This is a genomic window from Actinoplanes regularis, assembly GCF_900188005.1.
GTDB classification, from domain to species: Bacteria; Actinomycetota; Actinomycetes; order Mycobacteriales; family Micromonosporaceae; genus Actinoplanes; species Actinoplanes regularis.
The window spans coordinates 777251-794673 of the sequence record NZ_FZNR01000002.1 but is presented as its reverse complement, the minus strand read 5'-3'; the positions used below and the strand labels follow the sequence as shown (position 1 = coordinate 794673).

At 72.7% G+C, this 17423-nt stretch carries 13 protein-coding genes; 5 read left to right on the top strand and 8 right to left on the bottom strand.

Annotation, left to right across the window (positions count from 1 at the left end; all coding sequences use genetic code 11):
* Window positions 1-3: 3 nt before the first annotated feature.
* Genes CHC09_RS47445 through CHC09_RS08690 form a run of 3 tightly spaced genes read left to right on the top strand, consistent with a single transcriptional unit; the run spans window position 4 to window position 2713 of the window.
* Window positions 4-882: a hypothetical protein gene (locus tag CHC09_RS47445; RefSeq protein WP_239138146.1), complete on the top strand. Its 879-nt coding sequence runs from the start codon at window positions 4-6 to the stop codon at window positions 880-882.
* On the top strand, window positions 882-1853 hold the full coding sequence (locus CHC09_RS08695) for an SMI1/KNR4 family protein (protein ID WP_089292444.1): 972 nt from the start codon (window positions 882-884) through the stop codon (window positions 1851-1853). The genes CHC09_RS47445 and CHC09_RS08695 overlap by 1 nt, the downstream gene beginning before the upstream one ends.
* Window positions 1850-2713, top strand: coding sequence for an SseB family protein (locus CHC09_RS08690; protein WP_089292443.1), 864 nt, complete (start codon window positions 1850-1852; stop codon window positions 2711-2713). Before CHC09_RS08695 ends, CHC09_RS08690 begins: the two co-directional genes overlap by 4 nt.
* On the opposite strand, the gene CHC09_RS08685 is transcribed toward CHC09_RS08690, so the two are convergent.
* Entirely contained in the window at window positions 2710-3555 is an 846-nt protein-coding gene (locus CHC09_RS08685; protein WP_089292442.1) for a hypothetical protein, read from the bottom strand. The two genes, CHC09_RS08690 and CHC09_RS08685, sit on opposite strands and share 4 nt — an antisense overlap.
* 71 nt (window positions 3556-3626) lie before the next feature.
* On the opposite strand from CHC09_RS08685, the gene CHC09_RS08680 reads away from it, so the two are divergent.
* The gene (locus CHC09_RS08680; RefSeq protein WP_143232243.1) at window positions 3627-4913 is read left to right on the top strand and encodes a S8 family serine peptidase; all 1287 of its coding nucleotides are present in this window, start codon (window positions 3627-3629) and stop codon (window positions 4911-4913) included.
* Here the strand turns inward: CHC09_RS08680 and eccB are convergent.
* Together eccB and eccD are read right to left on the bottom strand one after the other, a co-directional pair.
* On the bottom strand, window positions 4910-6271 hold the full coding sequence (gene eccB / locus CHC09_RS08675) for a type VII secretion protein EccB (RefSeq protein ID WP_089292440.1): 1362 nt from the start codon (window positions 6269-6271) through the stop codon (window positions 4910-4912). The two genes, CHC09_RS08680 and eccB, sit on opposite strands and share 4 nt — an antisense overlap.
* A gap of 6 nt (window positions 6272-6277) precedes the next feature.
* Window positions 6278-7681 carry a type VII secretion integral membrane protein EccD gene (gene eccD / locus CHC09_RS08670; RefSeq protein WP_089292439.1) on the bottom strand — a complete coding sequence of 468 codons (1404 nt, stop codon included), beginning with the start codon at window positions 7679-7681 and terminating at the stop codon, window positions 6278-6280.
* A gap of 125 nt (window positions 7682-7806) precedes the next feature.
* Between eccD and eccCa the strand changes: the two genes are divergently transcribed.
* A complete protein-coding gene (gene eccCa / locus CHC09_RS08665; protein WP_089292438.1) occupies window positions 7807-11763 on the top strand; it encodes a type VII secretion protein EccCa in 3957 nt (1318 codons plus the stop codon).
* A gap of 135 nt (window positions 11764-11898) precedes the next feature.
* On the opposite strand, the gene CHC09_RS08660 is transcribed toward eccCa, so the two are convergent.
* From CHC09_RS08660 to CHC09_RS08640, 5 genes are all read right to left on the bottom strand, one after another.
* Window positions 11899-12192, bottom strand: coding sequence for a YciI family protein (locus CHC09_RS08660; RefSeq protein ID WP_089292437.1), 294 nt, complete (start codon window positions 12190-12192; stop codon window positions 11899-11901).
* A 17-nt stretch (window positions 12193-12209) separates the two neighbouring features.
* Window positions 12210-12791, bottom strand: a complete 582-nt coding sequence (locus CHC09_RS08655; protein ID WP_089292659.1) for a TetR/AcrR family transcriptional regulator — start codon at window positions 12789-12791, stop codon at window positions 12210-12212.
* A gap of 239 nt (window positions 12792-13030) precedes the next feature.
* Complete coding sequence (locus CHC09_RS47440; RefSeq protein WP_239138147.1) at window positions 13031-14275, bottom strand: hypothetical protein; 1245 nt, start codon at window positions 14273-14275, stop codon at window positions 13031-13033.
* Entirely contained in the window at window positions 14272-15693 is a 1422-nt protein-coding gene (locus CHC09_RS08645) for a type VII secretion protein EccE (RefSeq protein ID WP_089292436.1), read from the bottom strand. Before CHC09_RS08645 ends, CHC09_RS47440 begins: the two co-directional genes overlap by 4 nt.
* 68 nt (window positions 15694-15761) lie before the next feature.
* The gene (locus CHC09_RS08640; protein WP_089292435.1) at window positions 15762-17420 is read right to left on the bottom strand and encodes a right-handed parallel beta-helix repeat-containing protein; all 1659 of its coding nucleotides are present in this window, start codon (window positions 17418-17420) and stop codon (window positions 15762-15764) included.
* Between the last annotated feature and the right edge of the window lie 3 nt (window positions 17421-17423).

Genomic DNA, 17423 nt, shown 5'->3' with positions numbered 1-17423 from the left:
GAGTTGTCCACAGCAGACGTGTCCGAAGTCGCCTACTTCGCCCGGCTCCGGGAGGGTGACCCGGTCACCGCCCCGTCCTGGCTGCTGCGCCGGGTCCCGTCCCCGGACGGCCCGGTCGACGAGCTACTGGGCCGGGACGGTGTGTGGCGGCCCTCGCCGATGCTGGCGGCCACCGGGCGCGGTGAGCTGCCCGGCCCGTTGAAGCCGCTGGTCAGCGTGTTTGCGGTGGCCCTGGAGTCGGCGGTACGCCGCGAGTACGAAGCGGTGTCCCGCGCCCTGGCCCGTCAGCGGGCCGGCGAGTTCCCGCTGCGCCTGGCCGTGCCGGGATACGGCAGCGGCTACCTGGACGCCGAGGCGCGCGCCGAGATGGTGGCGTTCCTGACCGGGGCGCCGCTGGTGGTCTCCGGGCCGGACGGGGCGTACCGGACCGACGGCATGTGGGTATGGCCGGAATCGATCGCCGATTCCGTGCTGGCCACCGGCCTCCCGCCGGAGGACGAGCTCTTCCTGCACATCGAGGACCGGGCGTTCTGTCACCCGGAGGAGCTGGAGAAGGTCGTGCTGGACCGGGCCCGATTTCTGGTGGAGTCCGCCCCGCGGACCGAGGGTGCGGAGCGGGTCCGCGAGTTCAGCGTGCCCGGCATGCCGCCGCCTCCGACCACCGAGGAGCGGCTGGGCGAGCTGGCCGGCTGGCACTCCGAGTGGCAGGGCAGGCACGCCGGGAGCACGCCGTACCGAGCCGAGGAACATCCGGACGACGAGGACTACGAGCGGCACCACGTCGACGTCGAGGCATCGGCGGAGGCCGAGACGGAGTACACCGCGAAGGCCCGGCAGATCATGGGCCTCGACCCGAAGACCGGCCGTCGGGTCGATCTCTGATGGGGGACGGGAGCGAGCGGATCGCCGGCGGCAGGTACGCGTTTCGCGCCGCGCACCCGGCCAGCCCGATGCTGCGGGTGCGCTACCGGCACGGGGTGCCCGTCGATCCGTACGGCTTCCCGGACTGGACGCCGTATGCGCGGACGATGGTCGCGCTGCCCCCGGCGATCGCGGATCTCACGGTGGAGGAGGCGCGCGTCGTCGACGTGCGTACCGCGGACCGGACGGCCCGCGCCGGCGGTGACCCGCTCTGGGCCGGCGCGGTCGGCACCCCGGTCGGCTGGACCTGGGCGCACGTCGCGCAGACCCGGCACCTCGCGCTGGTCCCGGCCGAGCTGCACAGCAGTTTCCGGCACCTCGGCGGGGTGAGCGTCGGGGCGCGCTCGCTGGCCGGTCACGGTCTCCGGGCGCCCGGCGACGAGCCGCCGGGCATCCTGGTCACCGAGCGACTCTCGGCCGCCGCACTGGCGGCGGCGGAGGACCGCTTCGGCGTTCGCCTTCCGGCCGCCTATCGCGATTTTCTCGGGCGTACGAACGGTGGCGCGCCGGACGTACCCGCGGTCCATCCCGGATTCGGCTTCGTTCTCGACCAGCCGCTGTTCGGTTTCCGTGCGGACCGGACGCAGGACCTGGGCTACCTGAACGAGTTCTTCGGCGATCGGCTGACCGAGGAGTGGCTGGGCATCGGCCCGGTTCAGGGCGGCCTGCTCACGTTGCGGGTCAGCGGCGCGGGCGCCGGCACGATCGGGTTCCTGGACGACGACGATCCGCGCGACCGGGACCACTTCACCGCCGTGGAGGTCTGCGAGCGGCTGATGCACCGGGTGGCCGGTGACTTCGCGTCGTTCTGGCTGGCGCTGCGTTCCGTACCGGCAGATCTTGAGGAATTGGCGGCGAGCGCGACCGCCCGGCTCGCCACCCCCGACGGTCTCGGCGTTCTCCTGCCGGGCTCGCACCGGAGGCTCTCGTGAACGGGCAGCCGGAGCAGGGGCCTGCCGAGTGGGCGCCGTCCAACGAGGTCGAGCGGGCGATGGCCCTGGCCGCGGTGGCCGACGAGCGGCAGACCTACTTCCAGCTGGTCGCGGTCGCCGATCTGTTCCTGCCGCAGCTCACCGGTGATCGGTCGGGGCGGCAGCGGTTCCTCACCGTGCACGCCTTCGACCACGTCTTCCTGCCGGTGTTCAGTTCGGTGGAGAGCCTGGCGCGGCAGTTCGGGCACGCGATCGACGGCTACGTCGTCACCACCTACGCGGAGCTGCGGCGCAAGTGGCCGAACCCGGAGTGGCGGCTGGCGATCAACCCGGGCACGCCGATCGACGCCTACCTGCCGGTGGAGGATCTGGCCGGCGCCGCGGTCGGCGACCGGGTCGTGCCGACCCTGGCGGAGCTGGTCGAGACCTCGGTCGAGGAGGATCTGGAGGAGGCGCGGTTGCGGGCCCTTCACGAGGCCGGCGACTACCCGGACGACGATCCGATGACCGCGATGAGCGCCGCCGCCGACGCCGGTGACGTGTACGGCTTCATGGAGCGCCTGCTCGACGCCGTGGTGCTGGTCCCGACGACCCGCCCGGCCCAGGCCGAGGAGCTGGTCGACGCCGGCTTCCCGTGGCGGTACGCCCCGGAGCACCGGATCGAGGTGTTCACCAGTCCGGCGTCCCTGGCCGCCAGTCATCCGGACCAGGTGCCGTACGTCGAGGTGGGTTTCTCTTTCGTCCTGGCCTGCTGGCCGGAGGGCTGGAGCCTCGCGATCGATCCGGACGGCGACAACCCGCTGGAGTTCGGCGCCGAGCAGGTGCCGTGGCTGCTCACGTTCGGCCCGCCGGAGACCTAACTCCGCTTCACGTCCACCCGGTCGGAGCGGGAGATGTCGCCGGCGGCCGGGGCGGTGATCCGCGGGACCGTGCCGAACTGGCTGAGCGTGAAGGTCGCCGTGGCCCGGTAGGAATCCGCCGGGTGGAACGCCGGGTTCCCGGTCGGTGTCCCGCCCGGCGGCTCCTGGTAGCTCAGGTAAGCCTCCACCTCGAGCTTCTGGAGCAGTCCGTCGGCGTTCAGCACCGCGTGCAGGGTCATCGACGAGATCACGTTGAAGTAGTCGTCCAGTCTGGAGCCCAGCTGCGTCGGGCAGACTCGGCTGCCCTTGTCACAGGAGATCCGGTACTCGTGGTCGCCGATCTTGGACTCGGCGGCGATGCTCTCGTCGGCGCGAGCGAAGGCCGGCAGCCAGGTGACGATGTCGGCCACGTTGAGCTGCGGGTTGGCGAGCTGGTTGCCCCACAGCAGGATGGTCTCGCTCGCCTGGTACCAGGGACGGCCGTCGGCCGGTTTCAGGGCCTGCGAGGTGTAGTAGTCGGCGTTGCCCAGGTGCAGGCGCCGCGCGCTCACCACCGGGCTGTCGTCACCCTTGGAGATCATCTTCGCGTACGTCGTGTCCCAGCTCGGCTCCGCGAATCGGACCTGGCTGACGCCCTCCCACCCGCCGGACGGGCCGATGCCGTCCAGTGTGGCGGTGAAGTCGACCCGGGCGCCGCCACCCGCCTTCTCCAGCTTCTCCTGGATCCCGGTCAGCTCCGCGTACGCCGCCTTACGCTCGGCGGCGGTGCCGGTGCTCGCGTCGCATCCGGCGACGCCGATCAGGACGGTGACAAGGCAGCAGAGGATGACGCGCTTCTTCATCGGGCTCCCGGGTGGACGGCAGTGCACCAAAGGGTAACGCCCGCAGGGATCGACCGGCATATCATCGGCGGGTGCTGCCGGTTGCCAGGACTCGCGACGAAGCCCATCCCCGCATGGGCCGGCCCGGTCTTGGCCGCGCCGCCGCCGTGCTGGCTGTGGCGCTGGCCGGGATCATGGCACCGGCCGGATTGACGCCGGCCCGTGCCGCCGACTGCGTCTCCGCCGGTCAGGTCTCCGGAGGAGTCGCGTGGCCGCGGACGATGCTGGCGGCCGACTCGGTCAGCCAGTTCGCCAGGGGCGGTGGCGTCCGGGTCGCGGTGCTCTCCACCGGGGTTCAGGCCGACAATCCGCAGTTCACCGACCAGGTGCTGGCCGGCAATGACGCGGTCGACAACAAGGGCACCGCGGACACCGACTGCCGGGGCACCGGCACCCAGGTGGCCGGCGTGATCGCCGCGAAGCCGGCCAACGACAGCCCGGTCACCGGGCTGGCCGGCTCGGCCGGCATCCTGCCGGTCCGGGTCGTCCCGGACGATCCCGGCGCGGGGGAGACGTTCGCCCAGCCGGACGTGCTGGCCCGCGCCATCGACCTCGCCGTGGCCAAGGGCGCCGACGTGATCGTCGTGGCCAGCCCGGCCTACGACGACAGCAACCGGCTGCGCACGGCGATCGCGGCGGCGATCGCGGCGGACGTGCCGGTGATCGCCGCGACCGGTGACCTCGGTTCGGCCCAGGACGGAAATCCGACGCCGTTCCCGGCCGCCTATCAGGACGTGATCGCCGTCGGCGCGATCGACCAGAACGGCAAGATCTTCGAAAAATCCGGCCACGGTTCGTACGTCGATCTGGTCGCCCCCGGCGTCGCCGTACCCACCTTGCAGGCCGACGGCCTGGTCGAGGCGGACGGGACCGCGATCGCGGCGGGCTACGTCGGCGCGACAGCGGCCCTGATCCGCAGCCGCGTCGGCCGGATGCCGGTGGCGGACGTGACCCGCCTCCTGACCGCATCGGCCAGCCCCACCGTCACCGGTGACGCTTTCGGCGCGGGCGTGGTCAACCCCTACAGCGCGATCACCGGCAAGGTCTCCGGAGCGCGTGGGCGGGCCCTGCCCGCCCTGTCCGCCGCCCCGGCCGCCGGCGCCGACACGGAAAGACGCCGCCGGTTGGCCGCCTTCGCCGGCGCCACCCTCGCCGCGGTCGCGGTCGTCGCCGTCCTGATGGTCACCGCCGCGATCCGGCGCAGCCGTCGCCAGCACTGGCGGCCCGCTCTGGCGCTGCCCCTCCCGCTCTACGACGAGCCGGTCGAGCCCGGGCCCCCGGTCATGCTCCTCGACGACCCCGCCGAACCCACCCGCTAGCCGCCGGCCGGTTTGATGGCGGCGGCCGGGTCGAGCGTGACTCCCGCCGGAATCGTGTTGACCAGGGCCGTGGGCACCTCGGTGGCCGACGTCGCGGCGTATCCGAGGCGGCCCAGCGCGTCCGCGTCGGGGACCGCGTGCCGCACGCCGAGGTCGGTCACCAGCTGGTAGCCGCCCGATCCCGGAACCTTGACCAGCGCGAACATCCCCGCTGGAACCCCGATCGCGTCGGCGAGGGCGCGCCCTCCGACGCTGCCCGCCGTGGGAACGGCCGAGGAGAGGCCGGCGGCCGCGCCACCGATGGTGATCGACGGAGCCTTGGCGGCGACGCGGGTGACCGCGCAGGCGGTCGTGCCGGCGGCAACCGTGGCCAGCGTCGGCGGGGTCGCCGGGGGCTGGGCGTCGGCGTTGCCGGCCGGCTTGAGCTGCGGGGCGTCGGCCGGATTGTTCACGACGGTGACCGGGACGTTCGTCGGCTCGGCTGGGAAACTGGCGTTCAGCAGCGCCCTCTGCAACGCGGTGATCGGCAGCAGGCCATTGTCCAGCACCAGGTAGAACTGCTTGTTGCCGACGCCGAAATCGGCCGCGAGCACCTGACCGTTGACGAAGTTGGCGACCCGCGCGGAGCGGGCGCCCCGGTTCTGCACCTGGACGGCGGCGATGTCCGTCCCGGCCGGCAGCGCGTTCAGCCAGGCGGTGCTGACCAGGGTCGGGTCGACCGCGCCGTACAGTGCCGGCAGGGTGGTCTGGGCGTTCCGGAACTTGTGTTTGCGGCCGTGCCAGACCAGCTCGATGTCGTCGGCTCCGGTGCTCACCAGCAGACCCTTGTCGCCCAGGTCGGTGCCGGCCGGGCCGGTCGAGCCGACCAGCAGCGTCCCGGTCGGGTTCGCCCCCGGGACCAGGCACATCGACCAGGGCAGGCCGACCCGCTGACCGGCCGCGGGCAGGGAGGCCGGCGCGTTCGGGATGCCGATGGTGACGCCGCGCGGCGTCCCGGCCAGTGCCTTGGCCGCGACCCGGTAGACGACCGGGTTGGCCCGGCCGGCGGCCAGCTTGGCCGAGGTGAAGTTGAGCGCGGGATTGAGCCGGCCACCCAGGTAGACGAAGCTCGCGCCGGACTCCCGCTCGACCACCACCGAGCCGTCGCTCTTCCACTGGTCGGTGCCGACCTTGGTGAGGATGCCGTAGATGCCGAACCCGGCGCCGATCAGGATCGCCACCATCAGGCCGCCGAAGAGCGCGCCGATGCCGCGCCGCAGCGGGGACTGCGCCGGGTCGGTCTCCCGCATCACGAACGCGGAGATCACCCGCTGGTTCAGGAACTGGTACGACTGCAACTGGTCACGACGAGAGGTCACGGCGGCTCACCCGCCGATCGAGGAGAACAGCCCGCGGATGTCGTCGAAGACGCCCATCACCGCGCACGCCAGCGGGATCAGCGCCATGATCGCGATGACGTCCAGCAGGTCGGCGGCCCGTCCCAGATAGGGCGAGGGCTGCCGCTGGCTGTAGACCACCGCGGCGATCAGCGCGACCGCGCCCGTCAGCACCGCGCCGGCCAGCACCAGCAGGCCCGGCACCGCGCCGGTGACGACCGCGCCGATGCCCAGCACGGCCAGGCCGGCGACCCCGGCCACCAGGAGCGGGACGCGCTGCCGCGGCGTCGCCAGCAGCCGGGCGCGCAGCAGCAGGGCGGTCACCGCGGCCACGATCAGCAGCACCACGGCCGTGCCCGGATCGGACCAGGCCAGGTAGAGGATCGCGACGACGCTGCTGAACGCGGCCGCGAGCAGGAGACCGGAGAGCACCTCGTCGGCCCGGACCACGGCGGCGAAGACGTCCGCCCGGCGGGGCATCGGCTTGTCCTTGAGGATCTCCTCGGCCCGGCTGGGCAGCTCCGGGAACGGCAGCCGGCCGATCCAGCTGGCCAGCACCGGGTAGCCGGGGAGCAGCCCGATCGCGGCGGTCAGGGCCACCGCGGCGGCGCCGTCGGCCGGCACCCCGGCGAGCGTCAGCAGCGCGGCCAGCAGGCCGGTCAGGGCGATCGCGGTGCCGGCCACGAAGAGCCGGGGCAGCCCGGCCACGCCGGCGTGGCCCAGCATGCTGAAGACCAGCAGCACCGCCGAGCCGAGCAGCAGGGCCGGGGCGCCGATGCCGAGGAAGCGGGACCCGGAGTCGGTGAGCAGCCAGGCGCCGCCGAGGAACGCGTAGGGCAGGCCGCTCGCGGCGACCACGGCGCCCGCACCGGCGTCGGTGAACGCACGCGACAGCAGGATGCCGACCACGGTCAGGCCGAGCGCCACGGCGAGCGCGACGATCGCCGAGAGCTGCCGGGACGGGCCGCCGACGGCCAGTCCGAAGAGGCCGATGAGCAGGGCCGCGGCGAAGATCGCCAGGCCGCAGCGGCGGGTCGCGGCGGCGCCCCAGGACCGCCCGGAGCGGCGGGCGCCGCTGGCGATCACCTCGACGACGTCGTCGTACGCCAGCTCCGGCCAGTCCTCCCGGGCCGGTTTCAGGTGCAGCAGCTCGCCGTCCCGGACGCCCTGGGCGGCCAGGTTGCGACCGGGCTCGAGGGCGTTGCCGGTGGCCCGCCGCAGCACCCAGCCACCGTGCCGCTCGGCCGGCTCGCCGAGCGCGCCCTCGGCGTGCCGCAGCAGATGCGGCAGCAGCTCGCCGACCAGCATGTTGTCGGGCAGGGCGATGTCCATCCGGCGGGTCGGCGCGGCGATCGTCACCCGGGCCAGACTCGGGCCACCCGGTGCGGTCACGCGGTCACCTCCTGCTGTGCCTGTGTGCCACACAAGCTAGCAGGCCGAAACGGATTGATTCGCCCCGGCGAATGGCTGGCTAGGATGGGCACAAGGGAGACTCAGCAGCCGCGGGGGAGCCAAGCGTGACCGTCACCATCGTCAAGCGCCCCCCGCGGCGACCCGCGCCGGTGATGCCCTCCGGGGAGGTGCTGCTCGACCCGCCACCGGAGGTCCCGCCGCCCGCCGGCAAGGGCTGGACCCGGATGTTGATGGTGCTGCCGATGGGCGCCGGCGCGGCGGCCATGGGCCTGATGATGGGCGTGCAGCGCGGCGGTCCACTGACCTATGTCGCCGGCGCGATGTATGGGGTGTCCATCCTCGGCATGATCGCGATGATGGCGACCAACACCTCGGGCCCCGGCAAGCGCGAGATGATCGAGTCCCGCCGGCAGTACCTGCGCCATCTCTCCCAGCTCCGCGCCCAGCTGCGCAACACGATCCGGCAGCAGCGCGAGGCGCTCTACTATCGCAATCCCGACCCGGCGACACTGTGGACCTTCGCCGACAGCGGCCGGCTCTGGGAGCGGCGCCGCAACGACGCCGACTTCACGGTGGTCCGGATCGCGGTCGGCGTCCAGGAGGTGGCGACCCGGCTGATCCCGCCGCAGACCCGGCCGGTGGACGAGCTGGAGCCGCTCTGCGCGATGGCGCTGCGCAAGTTCGTCAACACCTACTCGGTCGTGCCGGACCTGCCGGTCTCCGTCGCCCTGCGCGACTTCTCGCACATCTACCTGCGCGGCTCCGACGAGGCGGTGCAGGGCTTCTGCCGGGCGCTGACCGCCCAGATCGCCACCTTCCACGCCCCGGACGACCTGCGGATCGGCGTCTGCGTGCCGGACCACCAGCGGCGCCGGTGGGAGTGGGCGAAATGGCTGCCGCACGCGCAGCACCCGGACAAGACCGACGCGGTCGGCCCGGTCCGGCTGGTCGCGCCGAGCGTGCCCGCGCTCGAGGCGATGCTCGACGACGTGCTGGTCAACCGCCCGCGGTTCGATCCGTCCGGCCCGGCGCCCGGCGGTCCGCACGTGGTCGTGATCATCGACGGCGGCTCGACGGCCGGCTCCGACCACCTGATGACCGAGGGTGGCGTCGCCGGCGTCACCATCCTCGACCTCTCGGTCCCGCCGCCGCGACTGCTCGACGACAGCTCGGTGGTCCTGGAGATCGCCGCGGACGGGACGATCACCGGCACCACGATGGACGGGTCCACCCAGGTCGGCCAGGCCGACACGCTCGGTCCCGCCGAGATCGAGGTGCTGGCGCGGGAGCTGGCGCCGCTGCGGCTCTCCGCCGCGACGTACGGTGACCAGCCGGCCATCTCCCAGGACATGGGGCTGGCCGAGCTGCTGGAGGTCGACGATCCGTACCAGATCGCCCTGACCGACCTCTGGGCCAGCCGCCCCAACCGGGACCGGCTGCGGGTGCCGATCGGCATCGGCGTCGACGGCCGGCCGGTCGAGCTGGACCTCAAGGAGTCGGCGCAGGACGGCATGGGCCCGCACGGCCTGCTGATCGGCGCGACCGGTTCCGGCAAGTCGGAGCTGCTGCGCACGCTGGTGGTGGCGCTCGCGCTGACCCACAACCCGGAGATCCTCAACTTCGTGCTGGTCGACTACAAGGGCGGCGCGACCTTCGCGTCGCTGGACCGGCTGCCGCACACCGCGGCCATGATCACCAACTTGCAGGACGAGCAGCCGCTGGTCGACCGGATGCTCGGCGCCATCCAGGGCGAGCTCACCCGGCGGCAGGAGCTGCTGCGCAAGGCCGGCAACTACGCCTCGCAGCGGGACTACGAGCGGGCCCGGGCGGCCGGCGTGCCGCTGGCCCCGCTGCCCAGCCTGATCCTGATCGTCGACGAGTTCTCCGAGCTGCTCGCCGACCGGCCGGACTTCATCGACATGTTCGTCCAGATCGGACGGGTCGGCCGGTCGCTCGGCATCCATCTGCTGCTCGCCTCGCAGAAGCTGGAGGAGGGGCGGCTGCGCGGCCTGGAGTCGCACCTGTCGTACCGGATCGGTCTGCGCACCTTCTCCTCGATGGAGAGCCGGGCGGTGCTCGGCGTTCCGGACGCCTACGAGCTCCCGCACCACCCCGGCCACGGCTACCTGCGGGCCGGCACCGACGGTCTGGTCCGGCTGAAAGCGGCGTACGTCTCCGGTGCCGTCCGCAGGGAGGGCGTCGTCGCCGCCGGCGGCACCCGGGCCGGCAGCCCGGTCCGCGAGTTCAGCACCTACTACGTGGCGCCCCTGCGGGAGGAGCGCCCGGAACCGGAGACGGCCGCCCAGGACCTCGAGGAGAAAGTCCAGGGCGACACCCTGATGGACGTCCTGGCCCGGCAGATGGAGAGCCAGGGCACCCCGGCACACGAGGTGTGGCTGCCCCCGCTGGACAAGGCGCCCACCCTCGGCCAGATGCTGCCGCCGGTCATCTCGATGCCGGACCGCGGCCTCACGGTCGACGCGGCCGAGCGGTTCGGCACCCTGCACGCCCTGGTCGGGATCATCGACAAGCCGTTCGACCAGCGCCGTGATCCGATGTGGCTGGACCTCGCCGGGGCGTCCGGCAACCTGCTGGTGATCGGTGGCTCGCAGTCCGGCAAGTCGAACCTGCTGCGCACCCTGATCGCCAGCCTCGCGCTCACCCACACCCCACGTGAGGTGCAGTTCTACGGCCTCGACTTCGGTGGCGGCCCGCTCAGCGGCGTCACCGACCTGCCGCACGTCGGCGGCGTGGCGACCCGCCGGGACACCGACCGGGTCCGGCGCACGATCGCCGAGGTCCACGGCCTGATGCGGGGCCGGGAGGACCTGTTCGCCCAGCAGAGCGTGGAGGGCATGGCGGCCTACCGGCGGGCCAAGCAGCAGGGCCGGTACGCCGAGGACCCGTTCGGCGACGTCTTCCTGGTCATCGACGGCTGGTCGACACTGCGGGCCGATTTCGAGGACCTGGAGCCGACCGTCAACGATCTCGCCAACCGGGGACTCGGCTTCGGCATCCACGTGATCGCCGCGACGAACCGGTGGATGGACGTCCGGCCGCAGATCCGCGACGTCTTCGGCACCCGGATCGAGCTGCGCCTCGGCGAGCCCAGCGACTCGCTGATCAACCGCCGGGAAGCGGTGAACGTGCCCGACCAGTCGCCGGGCCACGGCCTCACCCCGGAGGGGCACCACTTCCTCGCCGCGCTGCCCCGCATCGACCGCGAGCAGCGCGCCGACGACCTCGCCGAGGCGGTCGCGGAGCTGGTCAAGCACACCACCGAGCACTGGAGCGGGCCGCCCGCTCCCCGGGTCCGCCTGCTGCCGCCGGAGCTGCCGTTCGACATGCTGCCCGCGGCGCGGGGCCCGGTCGTCCCGATCGGGATCGCCGAGTCCGACCTGCAACCGGTCTGGCTGGACTTCGACGCCGAGCCGCACGCCCTGCTCTTCGGCGACATCGAGAGCGGCAAGAGCTCGTTCCTGCGCAGCCTGGCGAAATCGATCGTGGCCGGGAACAGCCCGTCCGAGGCCCGGGTCCTCCTCGTCGACCTGCGGCGCAGCCTGCTCGGCTGCATCCCGCAGGAGAACACCATCGGGTACGGCACGTCCCACCAGGTCACCGCGGACCTGATCAACCAGATCGCGGTCGCCATGCGGGAGCGGCTCCCCGGCCCGGACGTGACCCCGGAGATGCTGAACAACCGCAGCTGGTGGAAGGGCCCGCAGCTCTACGTCCTGGTCGACGACTACGACCTGGTCGCCGCCGCGTCGCAGAACCCGCTGCTGCCACTGCTGGAGTTCCTGCCCCAGGCAAGGGACATCGGCCTGCACCTGGTGATCACCCGCCGCATCGGCGGTGCCGCCCGCGCCATGTTCGACCCGGTCATCGGCCGCATCCGCGAACTGGCGTCGCCGGGCATCATGATGTCCGGCCCGCGCGAGGAGGGCCCGCTCTTCGGCACGATCAAACCTCAGGTGCTGCCCCCGGGCCGCGCCTGGATGATCACCCGCAAGCACGGTGCCCGTCTGGTCCAGCTCGCCTGGACCCCACCCGTCCGCTGACGTGTTTCGAGGCTGTCCGACGAACTCCGCTTGTCGGGCAGCCTCTCGGCGTGACGCCACCAGACCTCGGTTTCACCCGCTTACCACGCATTCGCCCACGACGCCAGATGCAGGCAGTGCGGCCGCTGAACGGTCCTACCGTGCCGGTACCAGGAAGTTCAGCCGTGGGTCGGCCATGCCCGGCGCGATCTGAAGGATCTCGGCGTCAACGACCCGATGGGCGACGAACGGGTCTGCCGCCACCCGCTCCTGGACCTGCGACAGCGACATGTTGTGCGCCAGCAGCACGCCCCCGAGCCCCGGCTGAATGCCGCCGGCCAGCAAGAACACCTGATCATCCAGGCCCTGTTCGATCCACCGCTGGTGGCCGGGCAGATGTTCGCCGGCGGCGGCCTTGTTCTCGGCGAACCGGAGCAACACGATGAACATGCGATCCCTCTCTGGGGCTAGGAGCGGGCTGATTTGCTGGTGCAGTCGGCCAGCCAGGCTTCCAAACGCTCCACCTCGCGGCGGACGAAGTCCTCGTTGCCGAAAGCGTTGGCCAGCGTGGCGATGCCCTGGCTGAAAGCCAGCACGTGCAGGGCCATCGCGTCGGCTTCTGCCGCGTGGCCGAGCGCGGTGAACTGCGTGCCGAGCCAGTCACGAAAAAGTGTGAACAGGGCGGCGGCTTCTGGCCGCGACGGGTGATGCAGCTTGGCTAACTCCGCGGTCAGGGTGCCGACCGGGCAACCGAAGTCACGGATGTCCGCGCCGTTGGTCTCCACGATTCGGATGAATCGGCGGATCCGCTCGGCAGGCTCAGCAGCCTCGTCCTCCCAGCATCGCAGCATTCCGCGGGTGGTCTCGATCCGGGAATCGATCACCGCGGCCAGGATCTCGTCCTTGGTCTTGAAGTGGTAGTAGAAGTTGCCCCGGGAGAGCCCGACAGCCTCGGCGATCGTCGTGAACGAGGTGTGCTCGAAACCTCGCTCGTAGATGAGCCGATCGGCCGCCGCGACGATCTGCGCCCGGGTCTCGCTTCGTGCCATCTTCCGCGACACCCCTTCTTGTGCGACCTCAAGCCGGTAGGACGATCATCCTAGATGGATCTTAGGATGATCGTCCTACCGAGTGTCAAGCGGCAATTCGTCGTCGCCGGGGTCGCTGAGGCCCTGGCCGGCCGAGCCGGACGCCAGCGGATGGCATGGTGGCCATCGCCTACTTGCCGCCGCCGGATGCCCGACCGAATGGATCATCGGTCTCGACAGCGGTGCCGTGCGCGGTCCGGTCAGCGGCGAGGGAGGCCGACGAACTGCTGCTCGGTCTGGGTCTGGGCGAGGAACAGGTAACGGTCGGTGCCCTCGCCGATCAGGGCCAGCATGTCGTCCGCCATGAACTGGAGGAACTGGCTGCTGTGCGGGCGCAGCTTGAGCGCCGACGCGGCCAGGGCGGCCTCGTCGCCACCGAGGCGCTGGAGCAGGGTCAGCTGGACATCCTGCAACGCGGCCAGGCCGGGGCGGTCAAGCTGGCGCAGGATGGTCAGCTGGGTGCGCCACGGGCCGAGCGGCGGGGTGGTGGCCGGGCCGGTCATGCCCAGGTCGTACACCACCAGGGTGGGCATCTGCGCGCTGCCGCTCGGCGCCTCGCCCTGGTCGCTGCTGTGGACGGTGAGCCGGTTGTACTGGCCGGTGGCGCGCTCGCCGAACCCGGCCCAGGCGCGCGGCTCGGTGGTCACCACGACCACCCGGGCACCCAGCGCGAACGCCCGGAAGATCAGCAACTGGGCCGCCCACACTCCGCCGACCAGGGCGATCCGCACCGGCTCGGGCGCGAACAGGTGCAGTGGCACCGGCGCGTGCTGACGGTCGCGGCCGAGGACCAGCCCGGCGCCGGCGGACGGCGCGACGGTGACCCGGCGCAGCGTCTTCCGCGAGATCGCGTGCCAGCCGATGTGCAGCGGCGAGACCTTGCCGGAGGGGCCGGTGCGGGCCTCGTCGTCCTCGTCCCCGGGTTCGTCCGGCGGGAAGTCGTCCTCCCACCCGTGCGCCGCCTGGGCCGCGGCCAAGGCCCGGCCCTGCGGCCCGGCCAGCGGCGCGGACGTCAGCTGCGGTGCGGCCAGCCGGCGTCCCGTCGCGTCGGTCGTGCCCTGCTGCTCCTGCTGGAGCTGCACCGCTGGGGCCTGGACAGGCTGGACCGCCTGCGCCGGCTGGACCGGTGCCATGGCCTGTCCCGGCGGCGGCGCCAACTGCCCCTGGCCGGGCGGGAACGGACCGTTGACCGGCGGGAACTGGGCCTGCGCGGGCGGGAACGGGGCCTGTGCGGGTGGGAACTGGGCCTGTGCGGGCGGGAACTGCGGCGGGGGAGGTAGCGGCGCCTGTGGCGGGCGTACCTGCGCTCGGGCAACCACGTTCGGCGGATGAACCGCCGGCGGGGGCGGCAACTGTTGCTGCGGCTGCTGCTGGTCGTCCGGGGAGTCCGGGTCCGGCTGCGACGGGTACGGCCGCCAGGAGCCCTCCCGATCCGGCTGGGTCATCCCGCCCCACCTCCCGTCGGCGCCGTCGCATAGGCGGCCGGCCCGTGCTCCCCCTCCAGCGGCTGAAGCTCCGCGCCGACCCGCCTGACCCCCTCGACCAGCACCCGGTCCAGGGCCCCGAGATCGGCGTCGGGCCGGGTGGCCAGCCGGATGAAGGCCCGCACCGCCACGTCGTCACCGTCCGCCGCGGCGTTCAGCACCAGCGCCACGCTGGTCTGCGCGGCCGGGGCGGTGGCGGCCCAGGCGAAGAGCGACCCGATCTCGCCGGCCGACGTCGGCCAGGTCTTCACCCAGTACGTCCGGTGCACCAGCCGGGCCGACCGCCAGTGTGTCCACTCCTCGTCGACCTGGGAGCCCTCGGCCAGCGAGCCCACCTCGACGTCGCAGGAGCGGGCGAGCACGGCCAGCAACTCCTCGGCGTCCAGCAGGCGGCAGCCGATGCCGATCCGGCGCAGGCTGGTCGCCACCTTCCGGCCCAGGCCGGCCACCAGGGTGGCCGCCGCCTCCAGGTCGGCGGTGTGGTCGTGCAGCGCCTCGGCCAGGATCCGGGCGTCCACCCGGACACTGATCGTGGACTCCCGGTGTGCCGGGACCGGCGCCGGGCTGAGCGACTCGACCAGCTGCCGGTACGACGACCCGGCCGGCGACGACGCGTGCACATCCGGGCTCGGCGCCGGCACGGTGTGCGTGACCAGCTCCAGCACCACGCCCGGCTGCTCGGTCGCGGCCAGCACGCTGACCAGCGCGTCCAACGGGATCGGTGCGGCGTCGTGGTGCACCGGGGCGGTGGGCGTCAGCGCCACCACACTGAACCAGCCGGCCTCGTCCCTGGCCACTCCGGCGTGGGCGCCGTCCTGCGCGGTCAGGTCCCGGACGGCCAGGCCGGGGGCGATCGTGCGGAGCGCGGCCAGCACCGGCCCGGCGCCGGTCTCCAGCGCGGCGGCGCGGCGCCGCGCGTGGCTCCGGGCGACCTGGCGGTGCTCCAGCCACCAGCGCCCCCGCTGCCGGGCGAAGAAGATCACGATCAGGGTCAGCCCGAGCACGCCGGTGACCAGCGCGGGGAGCGGCCCCTGGATCGCGGCCGCGACGGTGGCCAGCACCGCCAGCTCGGCGATCACGATCTGGGTGAGGCTCAGCGGGCCGACCTGGCCGCGGCGTGGGATCGCCCGGACCCCGGCGTCGACCGCGGTATCGGCCGGGCTCGTCGGCGTCGCGGTCGGCTGTGGTGCTCCGGTGGGTTGCGGCAGGCCGGAGGTCGGCACCGGGACGCTGCCCCGGGCTCCGGTGTTCGCCCGGCGCAGGGGAGTGGCGGCGGCGGTGGCGTGCGCCTGGGCCGGCGCGCTGACGTTCGGCGGGGGAGCGGAGGGCGGCACGGCGGCGCCGTACGCCTGCCCCGGGTAGCTGTCACCTGGATTCACCGCAGCCTCCCCGCTCGCCCCGTAGTGAGCTCATTCTATGTGCCGACGCTGCCCCGGCGGTGGCACCGTCAGCGGATCGCCGCCAGCAGATCGTCGAGGACCAATGTGGTCAGATCGTCCCGGCTGGGCATCCGGCCCAGGGACCGCAGCCGCCCGGACTGCACCTTCCGCATCCCTTCCAGCAGCTTGCGGGCCTCACGCGCGTTGCCGAAGTTCCGGTCCCGCTCGATCTGGGAGAAGTGCTCGTGCAGCGCCTCGCTGAGCCCGGGCGCGAACGCGTAGTCGTCGTTCTTGGCGATCCGGGTCGCGATCATCACCAGCTCGTCCGGCCCGTAGTTCTCGAATTCCAGGGTCTTGGCGAACCGGGAGGCGAGGCCCGAGTTGGCGTCCAGGAAGTCGAGCATCTCCCGCGTGTAGCCGGCGACGATCACGGCGACCTGGTCGCGGTGGTCCTCCATCAGCTTGACCAGGGTGTCGATCGCCTCCTGGCCGAAGTCGGCGCTGGCGCCACCGGCCCGGGACAGCGTGTACGCCTCGTCGATGAAGAGAACGCCGCCCATCGCCTCCTCGAAGACCGAGGTGGTCTTCTCCGCGGTGTGTCCGATGTACTGACCGACCAGGTCGCGCCGGGAGACCTCGCGGAACCGGCCGTTGGGCAGCACGCCGAGTGCCTTGAGCAACTGGCCGTAGATCCGGGCCACGGTCGTCTTGCCGGTGCCGGGAGCGCCGGTGAAGATCAGGTGGTGGCTGGCCGCGCCGACCGACAGCCCCGCGCTGCGCCGCCACTCGTTCACCTGGATCTCGTCGATCAGGGCCCGGACCTCGTTCTTCACCCCGGCCAGGCCGATCATCGAGTCGAGCTCGGTGAGCAGCCGGTCGACCTCGACGGCGTCCTGACCACCGGTGGCCTCGGTGATCCCGGCGCGTGGTGCCGGGCCGCCCTCGGAGAGCGTCACGGTGGCCTGCGCGCGCGGGTCGACGCTGACCTTCGGCTCGGCGGTGCCCTCCACCCGGCACTGCTCGATGACCGCGGTGCAGCCGGCGCCGACCACGATGCCGGAGCCCGCGGTCTGGTGCACCCAGGTCTCGCGCACCGTCGGCGCGCTGCTGTTCGCGATCACGATGCCCGCGTCGCCGGTGCCGGAGACGTCGCAGCGCTCGATGACGGGGCGGCCGGACTGGTAGACGTAGACCCCGCGGTAGCCGCACCCGGTGACGGTGGTGTTGCGGATGGCCGGGTCGGCGCCGAGCCGGACGATGATGCCGTCGTCGTTCACCCCGTGGACCTCGCAGGCGTCGACCGTGCCGCCGGCGTCGGAGAAGACCAGGCCGTTCTGCCCGCGCAGCACGCGCACCTCGGTGGCCTCGACCGTGGACATGTCGGTGGCCTGCAGGCCGGCACCGTAACCGGCGGAGAGGCGGCATTTGCGGATGGTCAGCCGGGCGCCGGTGGCCGCGATCGCGGGATAGTCCCCGGAGGTCAGGTCGAGCCCCTCGACGGTCACCTCGCCACCGAGGACGGCCAGCGCCGGCCCCTCCAGCCCGGCCGCGTCCACCACGACCGTGCCCTCCTCGCCGGTGCCCCGCACGGTGAGCCGTCGCCCGGTCAGCTCGATCCGCTCCTGGTACGTGCCGGGAGCGACGGTGATGACCGCACCGTCCGGCGCCACCTCGAGCGCGTCACGGATCGTCGGATAGCTGCCGGGGACCGCCAGGGTGCTGACCACGGG

Bases quoted from the DNA above. Each gene is read 5' to 3' on its own strand.
- CHC09_RS08695 (WP_089292444.1), top strand. From the start codon at position 882: ATGGGGGACGGGAGCGAGCGGATCGCCGGCGGCAGGTACGCGTTTCGC.
- CHC09_RS08660 (WP_089292437.1), bottom strand. From the start codon at position 12,192: ATGTTCATCGTGTTGCTCCGGTTCGCCGAGAACAAGGCCGCCGCCGGC.
- CHC09_RS08655 (WP_089292659.1), bottom strand. From the start codon at position 12,791: ATGGCACGAAGCGAGACCCGGGCGCAGATCGTCGCGGCGGCCGATCGG.
- CHC09_RS47440 (WP_239138147.1), bottom strand. From the start codon at position 14,275: ATGACCCAGCCGGATCGGGAGGGCTCCTGGCGGCCGTACCCGTCGCAG.
- CHC09_RS08685 (WP_089292442.1), bottom strand. From the start codon at position 3,555: ATGAAGAAGCGCGTCATCCTCTGCTGCCTTGTCACCGTCCTGATCGGC.